The 2,405-nt window shown below is 53.4% G+C and carries 2 protein-coding genes; one reads left to right on the forward strand and one right to left on the reverse strand.

The features are described from left to right. Window positions 1-530 precede the first annotated feature (530 nt). A complete protein-coding gene (locus AC13QY_RS32030; RefSeq protein WP_488494571.1) occupies window positions 531-1,088 on the reverse strand; it encodes a recombinase family protein in 558 nt (185 codons plus the stop codon). A gap of 193 nt (window positions 1,089-1,281) precedes the next feature. Here AC13QY_RS32030 and AC13QY_RS32035 point away from each other — a divergent pair. Beyond that, a partial coding sequence (locus tag AC13QY_RS32035; protein WP_488494572.1) for an ATP-dependent nuclease occupies window positions 1,282-2,405 on the forward strand: 1,124 nt, incomplete at its 3' end.

A 2,405-nucleotide genomic window follows, 5' to 3' on the forward strand; every position in this document is an offset into this window, starting at 1 on the left:
GTTGATGGAAAGCAGCATGCGCTCATAGCCTTGTGACACCGATATCGGGACTCGAAGCCTAGACATTAGGAAGGGTAAGCGTGATGGATTGGGGAGGGTGTGTGTTGGCAAGAACAACACGTGGCAGCCTCTCAACCACGGCCATCCCTGACCACAACGGTCCCGAAGGGGTGGCGAGACTGTGGGGTGACTGGGCTGCTGTAGCAGCGGCTAGCATGTATTGTGGGTGCTAGGGGGGTACCTAACGTCTGGGACGAGAGCCTTAGGGGCGGAGCGCAGCTCAACCGGAGTTGACTATAGATAGTCTTAGGTGGGACCATTGGGAACGTAGCTAGGGGTGAACCTAACCTCGTGGATGGGGTTAATGCATGCTTGTGGGATACCTAACCGGTTTAGGGTGCGGCTGTTAAACAGTCGTCGGATTTCAGCGAAACCCAACGCAACCTAAGTTGGCCATAGATGACCTTAGGTTGGACTGGTTGGGCTGCATCAACTGGGCAACCTAACGATTAAGCTGCCAGCCCAGTCGGCTAATCTTCTGCCCGTTCCAGTGCTCGATAGACTGACGCCTTGGACATTCCGGTCTCAGCGATGATGCTCTTTACGGTCGCTCCGGTCTCCTTCAGCCGCCGTATGGTCGCGATGGTGTCCTCGGTCATCTTCGGGTGGCGACCGAACTGGGTACCCTTGGCTTGAGCATTCTTGATGCCGTCGGCCTTTCGCTCTTTCCTAATATTGTTCTCGAACTCGGCCACGCTGGCGAGGATTTGCAAGGTGAGTCTTCCCGTCGAAGATGTCGTATCAATACTCTGGTCCAGCACCCTGAACTCTACCCCCTTCGCGGACAACTCTTCAATGATGTTCAGAAGGTCCCGTGTCGATCTGGCAAGCCGGTCAATCTTGGTAACGACGAACACATCACCTTCCCGGCAATAGTCCAAAGCCGCCTTCAATGCTGGCCTATCCCGGTCCACCCCGCTCAGCTTCTCCTGAAACAGCTTAGCGGGCTTCAGTTCCCCCAGCTTCTCCAATTGCACGTCGAGGGATTGTCCGGTGGACGATACGCGGGCGTAGGCGACGATGGTCATGCTGGAGGTCTCCAATATCTAGAACATTATGAGACCATACTTATGAGACATGTGAGAGACTCTGTCAACCGTGACCAATCAGGGGGCGACTCTCAGGTATGCATTATGAGACGCAGGCGAAGATTTGGGTCGAAAGTATTCGGTTGTATTTTTGGCAAAAATTATTCACCTTAAAGGAGATCCGGAGGGGGTCATGGTTAAGAATACGCCGAAAAAAGATGACGCAAGCTTTGCCCTTACCAAGGCAAAAGTGAAGCGACTCATTATACGCAACTTCCGAAGTATCGGGCCTGATCCAGTCAGCATTGATCTCGATGATATTGTCGTGCTCGTCGGTCCGAACAACGCTGGCAAAAGCACAATCCTGAGAGCATACGAGGTCGTGATGTCTCATGGCAGTGCCGACGGGAAACTCAGATTGGACGATTTTCCAGGAGAGAAAGTTGACCCCGACAACCTCCCAGAGATCGAACTGCAAACTTATGTATGGGACGACTTACCGGCAGAACAATGGCTCCACAAAGATGAGCAAACCGGGCATATTTTTATCCGCGAGCGTTGGCGATGGGACGACGTCAACAAAGACCCAAAACGGCAGGGCCGACGAGCAAACGCAGAAGACTGGGACGAAGGGGTTCCGTGGGGAGCCCCGAACGTTGCGAAATCTCGACGGCCGATACCTCACAGAGTTGATGCTTTTGCCAGCCCAGAGGAACAAGGGGAGAAAATCACTAGGCTGATGCAAGATATCTTGTCCGAGCGGGCGGCGCGAACTGCCGGTGCCGAAGCTTCTGCCATCGACAGACTGGCAACAGAAATCCGAAAAATCCAAAAGCAGATTGTCGACGACAGCCAGGGAGAGATTGCAACACTCGAAACTTATTTATCTTCCTATATCAGCGAGATCTTCACTGGCTTCAAGGTCTCTCTGGACACAAAATCTGACCAGCTGTCAGACAAGGGGGTCAATCTTTTTGCGGTCAAACCTGTTATTCGAATGGGTCCGGAAAATGGGCACATGGCACCGCTAGATAAGCAAGGCAGCGGGGCGCGGAGAACGTTGTTGTGGTCAGCACTGAAAATCGCCTCGGAGCTCCAAACAGAGCCAAAGAAAGGGAAGAAGACTGATAAGGCGGAGGCTGATGAACCGGAGGCGCTAACCCGCCCTCACGTATTGTTGTTGGACGAGCCAGAGATTTGCCTTCATCCAGCGGCTATACGTGATGCTTGTCGGGTACTGTACGATCTAGCCACAGAGGGCACTGGGTGGCAGGTGATGGTAACGACCCATTCGCCACCGTTCATTGACGTCTCAAG

The sequence above is a fragment of the Martinezella sp. CNPSo 3795 genome, from assembly GCF_057784475.1.